Source organism: Enterococcus sp. AMC1623 (genome assembly GCF_058216495.1).
In genome coordinates, this window is sequence record NZ_CM177096.1 from 15,001 (window position 1) to 31,170 (window position 16,170).

Consider the following 16,170-nt stretch of genomic DNA (forward strand, 5'->3'; position numbering starts at 1 on the left):
GTTTAGCTCAGCTGGGAGAGCATCTGCCTTACAAGCAGAGGGTCAGCGGTTCGATCCCGTTAACCTCCATTACGGTTTGGTAGTTCAGTTGGTTAGAATGCCTGCCTGTCACGCAGGAGGTCGCGGGTTCGAGTCCCGTCCAGACCGTTTCATTATTTTTGTAAAATAATTGAATATTTTCTTATTGGTATGGCTCGGTAGCTCAGTTGGTAGAGCAATGGATTGAAGCTCCATGTGTCGGCAGTTCGATTCTGTCCCGCGCCACCATGGAGGAGTAGCGAAGTGGCTAAACGCGACGGACTGTAAATCCGTTCCTTAGGGTTCAGTGGTTCGAATCCACTCTCCTCCATTCCAATTAGGGGCATAGTTTAAAGGTAGAACAACGGTCTCCAAAACCGTTGGTGTGGGTTCAATTCCTGCTGCCCCTGCCATGGCGATCGTGGCGAAGTGGTTAACGCACCGGATTGTGGCTCCGGCATTCGTGGGTTCGATTCCCATCGTTCGCCTTTGTAATTAATATTGGGGTATAGCCAAGCGGTAAGGCAAGGGACTTTGACTCCCTCATGCGTTGGTTCGAATCCAGCTACCCCAGTTTTACTCATTACAAAGTAAATACATTAACATAATGGCGGTATAGCCAAGTGGTAAGGCAGAGGTCTGCAAAACCTTCATCACCGGTTCAAATCCGGTTACCGCCTTAGTACATTTTTAATTTGCCGGCGTGGCGGAATTGGCAGACGCGCTGGACTCAAAATCCAGTGCCCGTTAAGGGCGTGCCGGTTCGACCCCGGCCGCCGGTATAACTGATATAGCAACGTTTCTAGATGATTCGTAGCTATATCTTTTTTTGTTTTTTAGGGCTATTTATGTTATTTTAAAGTTTTCAAGTTTAGCTAAATTTTCTTAATAAAGAGCATCTAATCGATTCGCTGTATCAATTTGTTTGAATAAAGATGTCCATATAAATCATAAATTGTTTGTATAGACGCATGTCCGAGTTGCTCTTTTATCATATGGTGTAGTGAGAAGGGAATCAACTCCTACCCCAGTCTGTGGGGTCTCAACTATCTCTTTCCGTTCTCTTTCAAAATTGAAAGAGAAAACTCATAACTACCCCTGCGACAACGCCCTTTCACCTAGTCTTGTAGTCAGGGACTGTCGACCGGTAAGAAATTTGAAAGGAGGACATAGATGAATCCATTACTCTATAATTATTTTGTTCTGGCGAATAAATCAAATGATCATCATATCCAAAAATTATTTAAACAAGAAATGATAGATAAATTATATAACGGAAAACAAGTTTGTTATTACTTAACGAAAAAAGGACACAGCGTCAATCTGCCTGTATCGAAGTAGATTATCATAGTGTATTTTGAGAGAGATTTGTAAATTAAAAAAGAGAAGTAGCAACCTAAACAGGCCGATTTTTACTTCTCTAAATTGAAATTTGATCCATTCCATGATATAATTCTTTATGTAAGGAAGAGTTGCGCGAACAACTCTTCCAGCAGCACCGTTTAAGACGGTGACCAGGTTTAATTATTTTATAGAAATAATCGTCGACTGGCTAAAGAGGACGGTTATTTCTTTTTTTTGTCGTCTTTTACTGCGGATAGGATACCAAAGATAATCGTTGCGGTAAAAGAACCGAACGCAATCATTAGCCCTAACGCTTCAGCGACTGACAAAAAGGCGTCTCCTCTCTAAAGATTTTAGCACTCATTTTCATAAGCACCACCACCTTTCGAATAAGATTAGCCACCGTCACAAACTCTACTGCCACTTAAATTATACCATGATTTTAAGAAGAATTCGATGATATATAAGGGTTCTTCTTTTCTTTTGTAGTGACAAAAAATCGATTCAATATTTGGTGACTCTTTTCATCCGCCAGTCACCTTGTCTTGATTTGCTCCCTGTGTCCGCAAAGTCGAACATGGACAGTTTGTCATTTTTGTGGTGAATCACAAAAAAGCAACAGGGATTGAATTTATTTGGCACAGCATAGCTCCGACTGCGCCAAACAAAGTTATATGGATAAATTCATTTCCCTGAATTTTTAATTCTTGTTCAGCCAATTTTTGATTTCGTGTACCATTTTTACCATCTCGAACGATACTAACTGCGAAAGCAAGTCGAAGCTGTTCCCCTTATTTCTCATAAGAATCTTAAAAAATAGCAAGGGCAAGGCAAGTCGCACGCGCCCCTTGCTATTTTTTTGTCGAATGGTAAACGCTTCTGCAACGAAACCCAAAAATTTCAGCCTTTCGACTAGTAGGTGGTGCACACAAAACGTGGCTGGAAAAATATGTTTAAAAAGGAGCGAGAATCATGAATAGATTAAGAGCGAAAATGAAACACGAAACCATTTAACGGATGAAAAATTTGAATATACACGCAGAAACTATCCGATAATTTGAAGAAAAACAATAATATCCAAGTATGAATTACTGGATGACAGAAGAAATGTTAGAAGTGGTACAACGCTTAGAAGAAAAAAGCCATTGTCTGGTGTATTTTGGTATTTTATCAACATTAGTTAATGGGCAAACTCATTTATCTTTGTTTTATGTACGAGAGAATAGGGTTTTATGTTGAAACACTCGGAATTAAGTTTTTCATAGCAATAAAAACACCAATACTCCCAAAATAAATAGGTTACTTTTTATGTTTTTAAGTCAAGTCCATAAAATTTAATCCATCATAGAATACTTTTAAAAGTGTATAGAAAATAGCAAGTTTTTTTGAAATCATTCTTTGTAGCGATTGATAATATGGTAGTTACTTATCATAGCTAAAAAGTGTAGCTTTTTTTTATGATGAAGAGAGCTTAATATTATTTAAAGCGGCATTTGCACTTTACCTATAATCAATAAATTTCAAAAATTCTTTTGTAGCTAAAGATAAGGTTTCTTTATTTCTATAAACCAGACCAATTTTTCGATATTGAGGAATGTCTAATGATTTGGTGACGATGTTATAAGCGATTCGCTTTAATATCAGTTCAGGTAAAATACTGATTCCTAAATTACTTTCGACCATTGACATGACTGCATAATCATCCCACGTACGAAATTGAATAGCAGGTATAAAATTTAATTGTTCAAATAATTCCAAAATATCTGAATTTTTTTCTTTTTCTAGTAAAACAAATGGAAAATGCGAAAGCTCATTTAAAGGTATCTTGTCGTACTTCGTTAAATAATGATTCTCTGGCAGAACAACAAGCAATTCATCTTGTTCTAAAAATTTTGTTTGAAAATGGCTGATGGTCGGTAGTCTAAGAAACCCAAAATCAACTCGTCCCTCATTGATCCACATTTCAATTTCTGTATAGTCCCCTAATAAAAGTTCAAATTCTATATTGGGATAACGCTTTTGAAATTGTTGAATCATTTTAGGAATCCAGTGTGTGGCAACACTGGAAAAAGTGCCAATTCGTATAATTCCTGTGTCTAAGTCTGTTAGTTCATCCATTCTACGTTGCAATAGCAAGTATTCATTGACCATGTTTTGAATAAATGGGAAGATATTCATGCCATCAGAAGTTAAGTTTAAGCCATTTCGATTGCGTTCTAATAAATTGACACCACTTTCTTTTTCCAAGTCATTAATCATACGACTAATTCCCGATTGTGAATAATTCAATGCGTTTGCGGCTTTAGTAAAACTTCCTAGCTCCACCGTTTTTACCAGAGCAAGATATTTTTGAATATTTGTTTCCATTAAATTTCTCCTTTTAGCATTACTATCTGTTTTTGTAATGTTCAGCATGATAAATATTCGTTTTTATCATCATTTGATTTATGATACGATATTTTTGTTTCAAATACAACGAAAATACAAAAGGAGAGTCAGTATGTTTTATGTGAGTGAAGTAATTACAGAAAAACCAAATGAATTTAAAACCAAATTACAAGAAGCAGTTTATAAAAAATTAGAAGAATTAGCAATTGAGCATCAACGTGTGGAGACTGATGAAGCAATTACGATGACTGATTGTATTTTGATTAATGATAAATTAACCATGCAAATGGTTAAGACGTTGTTCTTATGTAATCGTCAAAAAACTACCTTTTATTTGTTTATTACAACAGGTAGTAAAACGTTTAAATCCAAAGATTTTAGCAAAGTTCTTAAAATTTCACGCGTTTCGTTTGCACCTGAAGAGTTATTTGAAGAAATACTACAAACTAAAATTGGTACCGCAACTGTTTATAGTGCATTGATTGATGATAAAAAACAAATTCAAATTGTTATCGACAAAGATGTGGTGTCAGAAGAATATTACGGGTGTAGTTATGGTACAACAAGCGGTTATATGAAAGTGAAAACAGCGGATATTCTTCAAAAATTTTTGCCAGCTACTAATCCTCAACCGATTATTATTGAGGTGTAGATATGAGATTATATCAAAATAGAATCGTAGTCAAAGTAGGAACATCTACTTTGACCAATGATTTAGGACAAAATAATTTAAAAATTTTTGATCGTTTAGCTTATGTACTGTCGGATATTCAAAATTTAGGGTATGAAGTGATCTTAGTATCTTCTGGCGCAATTGCCGTAGGTTGTAATAAATTGAATTTAAAAACCAGACCTACAGAACTAAAGTTCAAACAAGCGGCAGCAGCAGTAGGGCAATGTAGGATTATGTTTTTCTATGATAAATTTTTTGCGGACTACAATAAAACTATCGCACAAATTTTGTTGAATGCAGAAGATATTGAAGTAGAAGAAAAGAAGCAAAATTTAATAAATACATTTGACACATTACTTGAAATGAACATTATTCCTGTAGTCAATGAAAATGATTCTGTAAGTTATACAGAAATTCAATCAGAAGCCCGATTGTTTGGCGATAATGATATGTTATCTGCAGTTGTAGCTACTTTATGTAAAGCAAATAAGTTAGTTATTCTTTCAGATATTGATGGACTTTACGATAAAGACCCTAGAATGGATTCGTCAGCTAACTTAATCAAGCAAGTTGAACAAATTGATGAAAATATCCATTTGTTAGCAGGTGGAGCTGGATCACAAAGAGGGACAGGGGGCATGATTACAAAATTACAATCAGCAAAATTGGCAACAGAACATGGTATAGAAACCATCATTACTAATGGCAACAATCCGGATTCATTGTATGACATTATTCAAAATAAAGCTGTAGGCACTATTTTTAAATCATGTATATGAAAGAGGAAACGCAAGTGATTAGTAAAATTAAATTTATATGCTCAATGATTGTTTTGGGAACAATTGGCTTAGTTGTTCGGAACAACTTAATGGAACCTAGTGAGATTTCTTTCATTAGTAGTGGTATTGGATTTGTTTTTTACTATTCGTATTTTTTTTAGTGCATAAAGAAAGTTTTCTTCCAAAGAAATTTTTCAACAAAATTTTTCAACAAAATGTCTATTTAGTTGTATGTTCTGCAATTGCTCCACCATGAATAGCATTGTATATACGTAAAAATATTGAAGAAACTAAAAAAAGTAGAAAAGAAGGGTTTACTGTAGAAAATAGATCCCCATTGAGAACCGATGAACGCATGCAACTAACGAACAACAAGAACGGTATCGGAAATTAATAAAGAAGCACCAGCATATTCAATGGACAGATAAAGAAAAAAATTACTTACTGTGGTTGTAAAATCTGGATATTCATATGCTGGATACTTTAGAAGCTATTTTTGAAAAGCTGGAACAATCAAATTAAAATTATGAATCGCACTCTTATTGATTCAATAAGAGTGGTTTTTATGTAGAAATACAGATCAGTATTCTAACTAATCAGAGTTATAAATACCGAATATTTTCATACAGATTATTATCATTATCTTAGTGATGAAGATAGGTTGCTAATGCTAAGGAACATAATAATCATGCTATTGAAAAATTGCCAAATGATAATCACCAAGAAAGCTAATGGATATGAGGTATTTTGACAAGGAATGTGGATATATTAATCGAAGTTTAAAAAAATTTCTTTTTAGAAAACTGTTTTGTTCTTATTTAATACAATTGCCTAATGTTATTATAAAAATAAAACGTCTTCATTTGGCTACGTTACTTTAGCATAATTAAGATTAGGAGACAATGTAACTATTAATATTATCATTAAAATTGTTTTTAAATGTAAAGTTTTAGAATTGCGAACTTCCAGATTTTTTAGAATTTTCTGTTATATGATATTTCTATCATATAGATGGAGGTTATTAAATATGGTTAAGATGTATTATGAAAATGAAGTAAACAATGCCGTTTTACAAGGTAAGAATATTGCTGTTATTGGATATGGTTCTCAAGGGCATGCACATGCTCAAAATTTAAGAGATACAGGTCATCATGTGATTATTGGTGTACGTTCTGGGAAATCTTTTGATAGTGCACAAGAGGATGGTTTTGAAGTATACTCTGTATCTGAAGCAGTTAAAAAAGCAGATGTAATTATGTTTTTAACGCCGGATGAATTGCAACAAGAAATTTATGAAAATGAAATTAAAGATAATCTAAAAGAAGGCAGCGCTTTAGGTTTTGCACACGGGTTTAATATACATTTTAATCATATTGTTCCACCTGAAAATGTGGATGTCTTTATGGTGGCACCGAAAGGACCAGGACATTTAGTTCGTAGAACATTCCAAGATGGCTTTGGTGTTCCTGCTTTATTTGTTCGTCATCAAGACTTTACTGGAAACTGTCGTGATATAGCGATGTCATGGGCAATGGGCGTAGGTTCTGCACGAGCAGGTTTAATTGAAACGACCTTTAAAGAAGAAACAGAAGAAGATTTGTTTGGAGAACAAGCAGTATTATGTGGCGGGTTAACTGCGCTTATTGAAGCAGGTTTTGAAGTGTTAGTCGAAGAAGGATATTCAGCAGAATTAGCTTATTTTGAGGTACTACATGAAATGAAATTAATTGTAGATTTGATTTATGAAGGTGGATTCAAAAAAATGCGTCAATCGTGTTCAAACACAGCAGAATTTGGTGATTATGTATCAGGTCCACGAATTATTACTGAATCGGTAAAAGAAAATATGCGCTTAGTGTTAAAAGATATTCAAACGGGTAAATTTTCAGATGAATTTATTGAAGATTATAAAAATGGGTTCCCTAAATTTAATGAATATAGAAAAAATGCAGCTGACTTACAAATTGAACAAGTTGGTGAAGTTTTGAGAAGCGCAATGTTCAAACAATAATAATAAAATTTATTATCTAAACAAAAAGTTGCTTATCGTCTTTTGATAAGCAACTTTTTATTGTTAATTATAAGATATTAAATCACAGAAGAGAATTAAAGTAACGATACCTTGAAACAATAAGGTCAGTAATAATTTGGTACATAATCGAATGTGTCTGATATTTTGTTTGATGAGGGAAAATGAGTGCTTCATCAACGAATGAGAAATTTTTAACGACAGGGTTAGAGCTGATTACAACTATTTTCGCCTTTGTTTTCGAAAAAATATCTTTTCGTGGCGTTCCCAATTTAATTTGTTGTTTTGTCAAATAGTCTCCGGAATTTGTCAAAATAATTATTAACGTATCTTCTCCAGCATTGCGTAAAAAGTCTTCTTGAATCACATCATCTTGAAAAGTACGTATGAACTTACCGTTGTAAGCTAATTTATATTGCATATCAATTGCTGCTGATTCAGAGAAAACTAAACCAAAGGCTGCCACATTGTCATAGTCATTAATCGCTTTAGCAATATTATCTACTGCATCAAAGTCTAGATTTACTCGTAAAAAATTAATGTCTGTTGTCACGGCATTCAAATAGTTATCAAAGCCATCTGTCTCAATGGAAGTTAAAATATTCGAAAGATAATTCAACGGATTGTTGAATCTATTTTCAATAAAAGCAGCGTTATCCTTTAAGTCTAAATAATCATCAAATCCTAATTGTCGAGCAAATTTCGAAATAGTTGATTTTGATACATTACATAATTTGGCAATCTTTCCAATACTAATCAAGTGAAGATTTGAATAATTTGCTAACATAGTCATAGCGATATGATAGTTAGTAGTTTCTGGCGCCTGACTATTTAAAAAAGTAATTAATCTAATAATAAGTAATCCCATAATTTTCTTTCCTTTCTTTGTAGTTTCCAAATTTCGAACTTTTAAACCATCTTTAAAAAAGATGATATAGTCAATTTGTAAAGTGCTTTTACAAAAAAACTTACTAATCAACTTACAAAAAATATCAAAGGAGAAAATTATTATGGCAAAAGATTACAAAAAACTTACTGATAATATTATAGCATATGTCGGTGGCGAAAAAAATGTTAGTAGTCTATATCATTGCATTACAAGGTTAAGATTTAAATTAAAAGATGTGAATGTTGCCAGAGAAAATAAAGATAAAATACAAAATCTGGACGGGGTTTTGTCTGTTATTGAAGGAAACGGACAATTCCAAGTAGTAATTGGTAATCAAGTTTCTGATGTTTTTCAAACTATTATAGATAATTACGATATAAAAAATGCATTAGAAAATGAGGGAGATGAAGAAGAACAAGAGGAAAAATCAGGAAACATACTGATTCGTTTCTTTAATATCTTGTCATCAATATTCAATCCGATTATTATTGCTTTGGCTGGTGCAGGGATGCTAAAAGCATTGCTTGTTGTATTGACTACCTATAATCTGCTAAGTAGTGAAGGTAGTACGTATAAAATATTATCTGCTGCAGGGAATAGTGTATTTTATTTTTTACCTTTATTTTTAGCAATTAGTGCAGCACGTATTTTTAAAGCAAATATATTTGTTGCATTGGCAATCGTAGCTGCTTTGTTGGAGCCTAACTTCACGGGAATGGTTACTGAAAATGGTGTGGTCGTTGATTTTCTTGGGATTCCAGCAGTTTTAATGGGTTATTCTGGAACAGTTATTCCAGCAATTGTCTCTGTTTATATTTATTCTCATTTGGAAAAGTTATTGAAAAAAGTGATACCAAAGAGCATGGAAATTTTTGCTTTGTCCCTAGTTGCGTTATTAATTATGGTACCCCTAACGGTACTAGTCATTGGTCCAATTGGTGTTATGTTGGGGGATGGACTTGGAAATGCAATGAATTTTATTAGTGATAAGAGTGGCTTATTAGCAGGTCTGCTAATTGGCGGTGGCTGGACTTTCTTAGTAATGATGGGAATTCATTGGGGTGTTGTACCAATTATGGTCAATAATTTAGCAACCTATGGTTATGATACGTTACGCCCCATGATTGCTGCTGCAACTTTTGCTAGTGCAGGTGTTGCTTTAGGTGTATTTTTACGTTCAAGAAATAAAGATACCAAAGGATTAGCGCTATCCTCTTTGTTACCAGCCTTATTAGGTGGAATTACTGAACCAATTGTGTATGGTTTATCTGTGAAATATAAGAAACCACTTATTGCTCAAACGATTGTGGGTGCAATTACGGGTGCTTTTATGGGAGCTTTACAAATTAAAGCTATTGTCTATGTCTTTCCAGCTTTAACTACTTTGCCAGCTTTCTTTGGTGATACGTTCATCTATTATTTGTTCGGCATTACAGCAGCTTTCTTTGGAAGTGCAGCTTTGACTTATATTTTAGGTTTAGGAGAAGTTGGGAAAAGAGAAGAAACTCAAACAGGAGATTCAAATACGCTCGATGTGGTGGTTCCTGTTGAAGGAGAAGTTATTACATTAGATGACGTAAAAGATGAAGTTTTTTCTTCAAGAGCAATGGGTGATGGTTTAGCAATTTATCCAGAAACAGGGGATTTGTTTGCACCAATCTCTGGAGAAATTGTCACTGTTTTTCCAACAGGGCATGCTTTAGGAATCAAATCAACTACTGGAACGGAAGTGTTAGTCCACATCGGATTAAATACAGTTGATTTGGAAAAAGGCATATTTAATATTTCTGTTAAGCAAGGTGATCAAGTGGCTAATGGTCAGAAAATCGGTTCATTTAATCTTGAAAAAATCAAAGCAAAGGGATATGATCCAACGACAATGTTGATTTTTACAAATGGTATCAAAGAAGAAAAATTAGTTGTTTTAGACAAAGCAATGAATGATGTAACAAAATTTGTCGCACATACAACTTTGGAAGGAGTTATAGAGAATTCATGACAAAATTTCCAGATAATTTCCTATGGGGAGGTGCGATTGCTGCTAACCAAGCTGAGGGGGCTTATTTAGAAAATGGTAAGGGACTAAGTATTGCTGATATCTTGCCAGTTGGCGAAACAAGAATACAAAAAGTTTCTCTTCAAATTAATGAAAATGAGTATTATCCAAATCATACAGCTATTGATTTTTATCATAAATTTGAAGAGGATATTGAGTTATTTGCAGAGTTAGGATTGAAGTGCTTCAGAACTTCGATTGCTTGGTCTAGAATTTTTCCAAATGGGGATGAATTAGAACCCAACGAAGAGGGGCTTCAGTTTTACGATCGATTATTTGAGAAACTATTATCTAAAGGAATTGAGCCAATCGTCACTATCTCACATTTCGAAACACCACTTTATCTTGTAACTGAGTACGGTGGATGGCAAAATAGGGCACTAATTGATTTTTTTGATCGATACACAAAGGTTATTTTTGATCGATATAAAAAACAGGTGAAGTATTGGATGACCTTTAATGAAATTAATCATACACATGCATTACCGTTGATTGCAGCTGCAGTTGATGTAATGGATACTGCTACAGAGCAAGAAAAATTGACAATTCTTTACCAAGCTAGCCATAACATGTTTGTGGCTAGCGGTAAAGCAGTTCTTAATGGAAAAAAAGCGAATAATGAAAATCAGATTGGTTGTATGCTTTCGTTAAGTCCTATTTATCCTGCTACATGTAATCCCAATGATGTATTTGAATCTTACCAGCTAAGACGCCGCTCTTTGTTTTATAGTGATGTTCAACTAAGAGGAAGATACCCTGCATATTTTCAAAGAATAACAGAGGAAAATAAGCTGATTTTAGATATTCAAAAAGGAGATCTAGATATTATTCGAAAAGGAACCTGTGATTATCTTGGATTTAGTTTCTATAGAAGTTCTTTACACGAATCTGGGATGAAGATTTTAGGCAATACAGGGGGACTCATAGGGAAGAAAAATCCTTATTTAAAAGAGACTGAATGGGGATGGCCGATTGATCCGTTAGCCTTAAGATATGTGTGTAATGAGTTAACTGATCGTTATGAAAAACCACTCTTTATTGTTGAAAATGGAATTGGTTTGAAAGATATATTTGATTCTCAAGGAAATATTATTGATTCAGAGAGAATGTGGTATTTGAAAGAACATGTGGAAGCAATGGGCGAAGCAATCAAAGATGGTTGCACTATTCTAGGTTATACTTGGTGGGGACCAATTGATATCGTCTCTGCAGGAACTGGTGAGATGGAAAAGCGCTATGGCTTTATTCATGTAGATAAGCAAAATGATGGTACAGGCAGTTTAAAACGAACCAAAAAAGCAAGTTTTAATTATTATAAGCAAGTTATTGCATCTAATGGACAAGCTTTAAATTACGAAAACTATCTGAATGGAGGAAGGAATTATGACTAATTATTTTCCAGAAAATTTTTTATGGGGTGGCGCCACAGCTGCTAATCAGGTAGAAGGCGGTTGGAATAAAGGAGGAAAAGGACTCTCAGTTTCAGATGTATACACGTTTGACCCGACTTTACCACAAAAAAATTGGACAGATCAATGGCATATGATGACCCATGCTCAAGTAGAAGAAGCTCAAGATCCAAATAGTAAAAAATTGTATCCCAAACGATCTGGTGTTGATTTTTATCATCGCTACAAAGAAGATATTGCATTATTTGCCGAGATGGGTTTTAAAACATATCGGATGTCCATTGCATGGACAAGAATCTTTCCAAAAGGAGACGAGCTAGAGCCGAATGAAGAAGGCTTAAATTTTTATGATAGAGTTTTTGATGAATGTCTAAAATATGGAATAGAACCGTTAGTCTCTTTATCCCATTACGAAATGCCGTTGTATCTAGTTACAGAATATGGGGGGTGGCCGAATCGTAAAGTAATTGATTTCTATGTTAATTTTGCAAAAACAGTTTTGGAAAGATATAAAAGTAAGGTGAAATATTGGATTCCTTTTAATGAAATTAACTGTGTGAAACACCATCCTTATGTAAGTGTAGGGATTATTGAAGAAAATCATCCTAATATAGAACAAGCGAAGTATCAAGGTGCACATCATCAATTTGTGGCTAGTGCACTTACTACGAAACTATGTCATGAAATTATTCCCAAGGCAAAAGTAGGGTGTATGATTAGTTACCAATTATTGGTACCTTATAGTTGCAATCCAGATGACGTTCAAAAAACGGTAGAAAACCAACGTACCTCTCTTTTCTTTACAGATGTTTTATCAAGAGGGACATATCCTTTCTATGCGCAGCGGATGTTTGAGGAAAAAGGTGTCCATTTAAAAATAGAAGATGGAGACTTAGAACTAATTCGTGAAAATACCGTTGATTTTATTTCCTTTAGTTATTACATGTCTAGTGCAATCAGCGCACATCCTGAAAATCTAGAAGGAGCAGAAGGGAATTTAATTACTGGAGGAATTAAAAACCCATATTTAGAAAGTAGTAAATGGGGCTGGCAAATTGATCCCAAAGGCTTAAGAATTGCTTTGAATCAATTATATGATCGCTATCAAAAACCATTATTTGTAGCAGAAAATGGTTTAGGCGCCGAAGACATTATTGAAGATGGAAAAATTCACGATTCATATCGTATAGAATATTTAGAAAAACATTTGAAACAAATCAACGAAACATTGCATGACGGTGTAGATGTATTTGGTTATACAGCTTGGGGTTGTATTGATATCATTAGTGCTTCAACAAATCAAATTAGCAAACGGTATGGTTTTATTTATGTCGATGTTGATGATTTGGGAAATGGTACCTATAATCGTGTAAAAAAAGATTCGTTTGAATGGTACCAGCATATAATTAGAACAAATGGAGAAAATTTAACTTCTTAAAATATATCTTTATTTAATGAGAGTATTATTCTACCTTGATATTTAGTTACTTATCATTAGGTAATAAATACACTATTTAAACTCTATTGAAAATAGAAAGATCTAAAATAATTAGTGTGAACTACACTAATCTTATGAAGAAATAGTTGCTATTTCAAATAGAATTTTTTTCAATTATAGAAAACAGATAGGCTAATGTAGGCTATCTGTTTCTTTTTTATTAAAATCGTGTCTTTTTAATCCGTTATTTTGTTCGTTATAGTTAAAGGAGAAGTAAGAATGATGGACACTAATAATGAGAGAAAATATATCTATGAGCAACTTAAATTAATCATAAATAAGTTTATCTAACTAATAAAAGTCTATTACTGATAGATAAGGATAAGTTTTAATTCCACACTAAAGTAAATTTTTATAGGAATTTCTTGACCTCCAAAATCAAATGTGAAATAATGATTGACATAATTAAAAAAACGACTAAAGATTTGTTCGCCGGAACAATCTTGTAGGAGTCAGACAAACTAACCGTAGGCTTTTGTGGTTAGTTTGACTGGCTCCTTTTTGTTTTAGGAGGGATTTAGGCATATGTTAAAGGAACAAAAGAAAAATCAATTCGAAGGTAGAGAACAAGGATTATCCCAATCAGAGGTTAATCAATTATTACAGGAACATGGTCCTAATACTATTGAAAGTCAGTCTGGCAAATCGTTTTTTGTCTATCTTACGGAGGCTCTTAAAGATATAACAATACTCATATTGCTTTTTGCTACTGTTTTATCTAGTTATGTTGCTTTTAAATCACATCCAGATGATTTTACGGAACCTATTGTGATTTTTTCTATTGTTCTTTTAAATATTTACTTGTCTATTCGACAGCAAAAGAACGCAGAAAAATCAATGGATGAATTGAAAAAGATGAGTGTGCCAACAAGTAGAGTGATTCGAGATGGACAATTACAAGAAGTGGAGAGTACAGAAATTGTTCCGGGAGATCTTCTCCAATTAAAGTTAGGAGACCGTGTACCAGCAGATGCAAAAATTTTATCTTGTAGTAATTTTTTTGTGGATGAGTCTTTCCTAACTGGGGAAAGTGAACCAAGTGAAAAAAATGCGGAAGCAAGATCTAATCCAGAAGCTCCGATTGGGGATCGAAAAGATTCTATTTTTTCAGGAGCATTAGTAGTCACAGGAACAGCTCAAGCTGTAGTAGAAAAAACAGGGATGCATACAGAAATTGGGAAAATTTCAAGTTTAATTAATAATGAAGCTGCTAATGTGGCTCCCTTACAGATTAGAATGCAAAAATTAGGGAAAGCTTTAGGAGTTGTCGCAATTACGGCAGGAGTTCTAGCTATCATCATTGGTGTAATAAAAGGGCTGGCATTAGAAACAAGTATTATGACAGCTATTTCAATGGCAGTAGCAGCTATTCCTGAAGTCCTACCAGTCGTTGTAACAATTTCCTTAGCTATCGGTATGAGCAACATGGCATTCAAAAAAACAATTGTACGCACTCCTTCAACTGTTGAAACAGTGGGAAGTGTTTCAGTAATTTGTTCAGATAAAACTGGGACTATTACAGAAAATAAAATGACTGTTAAACGAATTAGTCCATTAGATAATTTGTCCGAGACGGTTTTTAATGTTACGTATAATGAGAAAAATAATTTACTTTTCTTATTTTATCTAGCAAGTACTATTGATGAAAATTCCACTGCGGGAAGCAACCCAACAGAATTAGCAATCAAAAAAGCTTTGGATGAAACTTTCTCAAAAGAAGAGCTTCAAAAAATTTCTTCAAACTTTAACAAAATCCGAGAATTGCCTTTTGATTCAAGTAGAAAGCGTATGACGGTCCTGTATGAAATTAATGGACAATATCTTTCAGTTACAAAAGGGGCATTTGACCGCTTAAATTTAAAAGATTCTTCTAATACAGAATCTTACTTAATAGAACACGATTATTTAGCTAATCAGGCTTTTCGAGTATTAGGAGTAGGCTATCAAATCTTTCCTACAAACCCAATTGAATTGACTGAGGAAGAATTAGAATCGGATTTAAGTTTTGCTGGTTTTGTTGGAATTATTGATCCAGCAAGAAAAGAAAGTTATCGCGCTGTAAAGATTGCTAGACAAGCAGGTATTCATACAGTCATGATTACAGGAGATCATTTACTAACTGCTACTAAAATTGCGGAAGACGTAGGGATTCTGACTGACGGTCGAAAAGCAATGAGTGGAAGTGAATTAAATCAATATACAGATGAAGAATTAGCATCAATTATTGAAGATTACCGTGTTTTCGCTCGGACTTCTCCGGAAGATAAAATCCGAATTGTTAAAGCTTTTCAAAGCAATGGTGAGGTAGTTGCTATGACAGGAGACGGTGTGAATGATGCGCCAGCTTTAAAAGCAGCTGATGTTGGTATTGCGATGGGCGGTGGAACAGAAGTGGCTAAAGAAGCATCAGATATGGTGTTAGTGGATGATAATTTTGCTACAATTGTCAAAGCTGTAGAGGAAGGGCGAAGAGTATACAGTAATATCAGAAAATCATTGTATGCCATGTTAGGATGTAATATTTCTGCGTTGACAATTGTTCTTATTTCTTTAATCATTGGTTGGGGTTCTCCTGTGGCTGCGGTTCAACTATTGATTATTAAAGTTGTGGCAGATGGAATACCTGGATTCAGTTTGAGTGTAGAACCAGCAGAACGAAATATAATGAAAAACAAACCTGTGAATAAAAAAGACAGTATCTTTTCAGATGGTTTATTGGCAAAAATTATTGATATTTCCATTGTATTTACTGTGGTTACTTTATTAGCCATAGGGATTGGACGAATGACTTCTGTAGAAGTATCTAGGACAATGACTTTCCTTGTTTTAGGATGGTCTACCATTGTGCATATGTATAATTGCCGAAGCAAAGAATCTATTTTTAAATTGAGATTTTTAGGTAATCCAGTATTAGTAACCACAACTGTATTAGGGGCAGTTATTCTCTTATTACTAGTTCTAATTCCACAAACTCAGATGATATTAGGTTTTGTGAATATTGGATTTACCAACTGGTTATGGGTACTATTTCTATCTATCTGTCCATTAGTATATATAGAGATAAAAAAAATGCTTCATAAATTTTAA

At 34.0% G+C, this 16,170-nt stretch carries 11 protein-coding genes and 9 tRNA genes (1 of these 20 only partly in view); 17 read left to right on the forward strand and 3 right to left on the reverse strand.

Going from position 1 to position 16,170, the window contains the following annotated elements:
- The 10 genes from AC4BC7_RS00075 to AC4BC7_RS00120 form a co-directional block, all read left to right on the forward strand.
- Nucleotides 1-69 (forward strand) — tRNA-Val (locus AC4BC7_RS00075); it begins 4 nt to the left of the window's first position.
- Nucleotides 70-73: 4 nt separating this feature from the next.
- Nucleotides 74-147: transfer RNA gene (locus AC4BC7_RS00080), tRNA-Asp, on the forward strand.
- A gap of 44 nt (nt 148-191) precedes the next feature.
- A tRNA-Phe gene (locus tag AC4BC7_RS00085) sits at nt 192-267 on the forward strand.
- A 1-nt stretch (nt 268) separates the two neighbouring features.
- Nucleotides 269-349 (forward strand) — tRNA-Tyr (locus AC4BC7_RS00090).
- Nucleotides 350-357: 8 nt separating this feature from the next.
- Nucleotides 358-431 (forward strand) — tRNA-Trp (locus AC4BC7_RS00095).
- A gap of 2 nt (nt 432-433) precedes the next feature.
- Nucleotides 434-506, forward strand: a tRNA-His gene (locus AC4BC7_RS00100).
- A 14-nt stretch (nt 507-520) separates the two neighbouring features.
- Nucleotides 521-592 (forward strand) — tRNA-Gln (locus AC4BC7_RS00105).
- Between the two features lie 35 nt (nt 593-627).
- Nucleotides 628-698: transfer RNA gene (locus tag AC4BC7_RS00110), tRNA-Cys, on the forward strand.
- 17 nt (nt 699-715) lie between these two features.
- Nucleotides 716-800 (forward strand) — tRNA-Leu (locus tag AC4BC7_RS00115).
- A gap of 391 nt (nt 801-1,191) precedes the next feature.
- Entirely contained in the window at nt 1,192-1,359 is a 168-nt protein-coding gene (locus AC4BC7_RS00120; protein ID WP_207871856.1) for a hypothetical protein, read from the forward strand.
- Between the two features lie 224 nt (nt 1,360-1,583).
- Here the strand turns inward: AC4BC7_RS00120 and AC4BC7_RS00125 are convergent, their stop codons facing one another.
- Both AC4BC7_RS00125 and AC4BC7_RS00130 read right to left on the reverse strand, forming a co-directional pair.
- On the reverse strand, nt 1,584-1,691 hold the full coding sequence (locus tag AC4BC7_RS00125; RefSeq protein ID WP_243430387.1) for a putative holin-like toxin: 108 nt from the start codon (nt 1,689-1,691) through the stop codon (nt 1,584-1,586).
- Between the two features lie 1,171 nt (nt 1,692-2,862).
- Nucleotides 2,863-3,729 (reverse strand): LysR family transcriptional regulator, encoded by an 867-nt coding sequence (locus AC4BC7_RS00130; RefSeq protein WP_207871857.1) that lies wholly within the window; start codon nt 3,727-3,729, stop codon nt 2,863-2,865.
- Nucleotides 3,730-3,862: 133 nt separating this feature from the next.
- Here AC4BC7_RS00130 and AC4BC7_RS00135 point away from each other — a divergent pair, with 133 nt between their 5' ends.
- The 3 genes from AC4BC7_RS00135 (at nt 3,863) to ilvC (ending at nt 7,213) form a co-directional block, all read left to right on the forward strand.
- Complete coding sequence (locus tag AC4BC7_RS00135; protein ID WP_490503453.1) at nt 3,863-4,402, forward strand: YbaK/EbsC family protein; 540 nt, start codon at nt 3,863-3,865, stop codon at nt 4,400-4,402.
- Between the two features lie 2 nt (nt 4,403-4,404).
- On the forward strand, nt 4,405-5,202 hold the full coding sequence (proB, locus tag AC4BC7_RS00140) for a glutamate 5-kinase (RefSeq protein WP_490503454.1): 798 nt from the start codon (nt 4,405-4,407) through the stop codon (nt 5,200-5,202).
- A 1,027-nt stretch (nt 5,203-6,229) separates the two neighbouring features.
- Nucleotides 6,230-7,213 (forward strand): ketol-acid reductoisomerase, encoded by a 984-nt coding sequence (gene ilvC, locus AC4BC7_RS00145; protein WP_490503455.1) that lies wholly within the window; start codon nt 6,230-6,232, stop codon nt 7,211-7,213.
- Between the two features lie 82 nt (nt 7,214-7,295).
- Here the strand turns inward: ilvC and AC4BC7_RS00150 are convergent, their stop codons facing one another.
- The gene (locus AC4BC7_RS00150) at nt 7,296-8,099 is read right to left on the reverse strand and encodes a MurR/RpiR family transcriptional regulator (RefSeq protein ID WP_207871870.1); all 804 of its coding nucleotides are present in this window, start codon (nt 8,097-8,099) and stop codon (nt 7,296-7,298) included.
- Between the two features lie 142 nt (nt 8,100-8,241).
- On the opposite strand from AC4BC7_RS00150, the gene AC4BC7_RS00155 reads away from it, so the two are divergent.
- The 4 genes from AC4BC7_RS00155 (at nt 8,242) to AC4BC7_RS00170 (ending at nt 16,170) form a co-directional block, all read left to right on the forward strand.
- The gene (locus AC4BC7_RS00155) at nt 8,242-10,119 is read left to right on the forward strand and encodes a beta-glucoside-specific PTS transporter subunit IIABC (protein ID WP_490503456.1); all 1,878 of its coding nucleotides are present in this window, start codon (nt 8,242-8,244) and stop codon (nt 10,117-10,119) included.
- A complete protein-coding gene (locus AC4BC7_RS00160; protein ID WP_490503457.1) occupies nt 10,116-11,567 on the forward strand; it encodes a glycoside hydrolase family 1 protein in 1,452 nt (483 codons plus the stop codon). Before AC4BC7_RS00155 ends, AC4BC7_RS00160 begins: the two co-directional genes overlap by 4 nt.
- On the forward strand, nt 11,560-13,023 hold the full coding sequence (locus tag AC4BC7_RS00165; protein ID WP_490503458.1) for a glycoside hydrolase family 1 protein: 1,464 nt from the start codon (nt 11,560-11,562) through the stop codon (nt 13,021-13,023). Before AC4BC7_RS00160 ends, AC4BC7_RS00165 begins: the two co-directional genes overlap by 8 nt.
- Nucleotides 13,024-13,608: 585 nt before the next feature.
- Nucleotides 13,609-16,170, forward strand: coding sequence for a cation-translocating P-type ATPase (locus tag AC4BC7_RS00170; protein ID WP_490503459.1), 2,562 nt, complete (start codon nt 13,609-13,611; stop codon nt 16,168-16,170).